The organism is uncultured Rhodococcus sp. (assembly GCF_963525155.1).
Classification (GTDB): Bacteria; Actinomycetota; Actinomycetes; order Mycobacteriales; family Mycobacteriaceae; genus Rhodococcus_F; species Rhodococcus_F qingshengii.
Map to the genome: position 1 here is coordinate 1 of NZ_CAURKP010000324.1, position 2,951 is coordinate 2,951.

General features: G+C 61.9%; 4 protein-coding genes. All 4 read right to left on the reverse strand.

What is annotated here, in order from left to right; genetic code table 11:
* A partial coding sequence (locus tag RWT78_RS28930) for an AMP-binding protein (protein WP_314682871.1) occupies positions 1-847 on the reverse strand: 847 nt, incomplete at its 3' end.
* Between the two features lie 26 nt (positions 848-873).
* Entirely contained in the window at positions 874-2,121 is a 1,248-nt protein-coding gene (locus tag RWT78_RS28935; protein WP_003944063.1) for a hypothetical protein, read from the reverse strand.
* Between the two features lie 5 nt (positions 2,122-2,126).
* Positions 2,127-2,678, reverse strand: coding sequence for a hypothetical protein (locus RWT78_RS28940; RefSeq protein ID WP_007728648.1), 552 nt, complete (start codon positions 2,676-2,678; stop codon positions 2,127-2,129).
* Between the two features lie 37 nt (positions 2,679-2,715).
* Positions 2,716-2,907 (reverse strand): ferredoxin, encoded by a 192-nt coding sequence (locus tag RWT78_RS28945; RefSeq protein WP_020907945.1) that lies wholly within the window; start codon positions 2,905-2,907, stop codon positions 2,716-2,718.
* Positions 2,908-2,951 lie beyond the last annotated feature (44 nt).

A 2,951-nucleotide genomic window follows, 5' to 3' on the forward strand; every position in this document is an offset into this window, starting at 1 on the left:
CGCCGGTGATGACCATGACCTGCGGCCGATACTCGGCGACGACTTTCCAGACCTGTGCCGCATCGAACTTCGGTTCGAAGATGACGGTGTTTCCGGAGAACAGAGCGTTGAACGTCGGCATCAGTGCCGAGGTGTGGATCAGCGGTGGAAGCATGCACCACCGCATCGGTTCGGCTGCCGCGGCGCCACCGCGCGACTGCTGGTACTCGTCGGCGATCGGCTCACCCGAATAGAAGTCGTAACCGCCGGCCAATACGCGCCAGATGTCTTCCTGCCGCCAGACGACGCCTTTCGGTCGTCCGGTTGTTCCGCCGGTGTAGAGAACGTAGACGTCATCGCCGGAACGCTCGGGAAATGCATGTTCACCTGTGCGAAGCGAGGATTGGTTGCCGAGCGCATCCTCGTACGCCACTGCCCCCGGAATCGACGGTTCGTTCCCGAGAGCGAGTTCGTCCGCCGCCTCGATCACGTACTTGACCCGCGGCGTAGCCACCAAGGCCTCGGCGACCCGCTCAGCGAAACCACGATGGAAAACCAACGCCGTGAGATCCGCGTTCTCGTACAGATAAACCAATTCGTCGCTCGTGTAGCGGTAGTTCACCGTGATGGGAACGCCGCGGATCTTGAAGGCCGCGAGGACAGCAACCATCGCCTCGATCGAGTTGTGCAGTTGAATACCGATGTGCGAACCGACACCCAACCCGACGGACTGGAAGTAATGCGCCAATCGGTTGGCCCGCTCGTCGAGCTCACGGTATGTCACCTCCTCGCCGGAAACGATCAGCGCGAGGCGATCGGGCATCACATCGACGGAATGCTCGAACAGGTCTGCAAACGTGTACGCCATAGGTTGAGTCCTTCGGGTTCGGCCGGTCAGACGACGAAGAGAGGCAAGGGGATTCCGCGATCTTCGAATACGAATGCCGCGCCGGTACTGACCTTCGTGATGGCGACTTCGACGCATTCCGGAGCGGGAGCTTCGGTGATGTCGACGGCCAGAAGAAGCCCCGCGGCATCTTCGGCCACCACTCTCACGGTGAAGTGCGGATTCACGCCGCGGACCAAAGCTTGGAGAGGATCGAGGTGCTCGCTGCCGAGCAAGGTCGGCCAACCGCCGTCGCGGTCGACAAGAGCTTCTCGCGAGATCCGCAGCTCCAGAGCACCGCCGTCCTGTCGAATCTCGCTCTCCACATACTGCTTCGGATTCAGCAAGGGATGCACGGACAGGACCAATGCCAACGATTCCAGCGTCGAAGGAAGCCCGAGCGCATCTCGAATACGCTGTGCCGCAACTCCCGCGATTCCGGTCAATTGCTTTCGCGTGATCTCGCGAGCCTTGTCTTCGTCGGCACGGCGGCGAACCGCTGCCAGAAAGCCCAACGCCAACAGATGATGCTGCACGCAGATCTCCTCTGCGATACGAACCAAGGCTGATCGCGAGAAGTCGGAAAACCTCAGGTCGGACAACAACGGACCCGAGTAGTCCGCCCTACCGTCCCCACCGTGATCGATCGGGCTCAGCTCGACCGTCACCGCGGCGGTGCGTCCGATCTGCTCGGTGTGCGCGGTCATCACGGGAGGCGTGTGCGACGGGTCGATGGAAACGGTCCAGGCGCAGTGCGGATGTCGGTCGGCGGGCCTGCGCGGTGGTCGGTGAATCGGCCGGATCTGGGCGCGCGGGTTGGTCGCGATGGCCGTTGCATCGAAAGTCGGATCCTCGATGTCGTGACACATCGAGGTCACGAACTCATCGCCCAACGGCTCGACGTCCATGAGTGCTCCGCAATGGTCGAGCCAGAATTCACCGTGCAGCGGATCGTCGACCCGGTATCGGAAGTCCATGAACTGTGGAGGAGCGCCGATGTCGAGTTGTAATCCTTTGAAGATCGTCACGACGTCGTCGCCCTCGTATCCGAGAGCCTTCTGCATGCGGCGGGTGTACCAGGGGCTGGCCGACTCCCACTCCTCGACGGCCACCTGTGCCATACCCTCGCGTCCGAATTCGACGATCAGATGCGCCATGCCCGAGCGATCGATCAGCTGCCCGCACAGGAGCAACTCGGGCACCAGCACGGCAAGGTCGCGCTGAGAGAGTGCCTCGAAGGAATCGCGCACCGGCATCGGACTCACCACAGCGAAACCGGCGCGGTGCCCACCGGATACCAGCCCGGTAGCGGGTCGCCCGAGATCGATCGCTGGATCCGGCCCTGCATCCCCTTCGAGAGAGCGTTGTTGCCGATCATCTCCATGAACAGTGCCGACACGTTCCCGAAGTCGAAGAAGTCACGCTGCCACGACCATTGGAAATCCCCGCCGTAGCGGAACCAACTACCACCGATACCGTAGACGGAGTAGTTGCTACCGTCCTCACGCTTGGCATCGGAAATCTGCTTCCACAAGCCGATCACGTTTCCGCTACGGTCGTCGATCACAAAGTCTTGATACGGATACTCCCAGCCTTCGAGGCCCTTCATCTCGAGACCGAGCGCGACTTCGCGAATCTCCTCGCGCCCCACCGCCATGAAATCCTGCTTGGGGCCGTAGTTCCACCCGTACGTGGCGTCCTCGGTATACATGTCCGCCAACGGTTTCCAATCGCCGGCGGCTTCGGCCTTTTTGTTCGCCTCGATCCAGCGTTGGACCATCTCGTCGAGCTCTGCGCGGTCGAAACCCGTCATCTGAACTTCCTCCCTCGAGCACATGAATTCGCTGCAATCAATCGACAATTCTCAGGGCGCCGGTCGGGCAGTACCTGACCGCCATCTCGGCTTCACCGCGGAGCGACTCGGGTGGGTCCGAGTCCAGAAGACTGACCTTCCCCCGCTTCGGGACGACAAAGATCTCCGGTGCCTCCAGCTCACACGCCGCATGGCCTTGGCACAGGTCGAGGTCGACTTCGACGTGCATGATCACCCCTCACGCCCGGGACGTGGTCGGCGCCGGTACCTCAC

Bases quoted from the DNA above. Each gene is read 5' to 3' on its own strand.
- RWT78_RS28935 (WP_003944063.1), bottom strand. From the start codon at position 2,121: ATGCCGGTGCGCGATTCCTTCGAGGCACTCTCTCAGCGCGACCTTGCC.
- RWT78_RS28940 (WP_007728648.1), bottom strand. From the start codon at position 2,678: ATGACGGGTTTCGACCGCGCAGAGCTCGACGAGATGGTCCAACGCTGG.
- RWT78_RS28945 (WP_020907945.1), bottom strand. From the start codon at position 2,907: ATGCACGTCGAAGTCGACCTCGACCTGTGCCAAGGCCATGCGGCGTGT.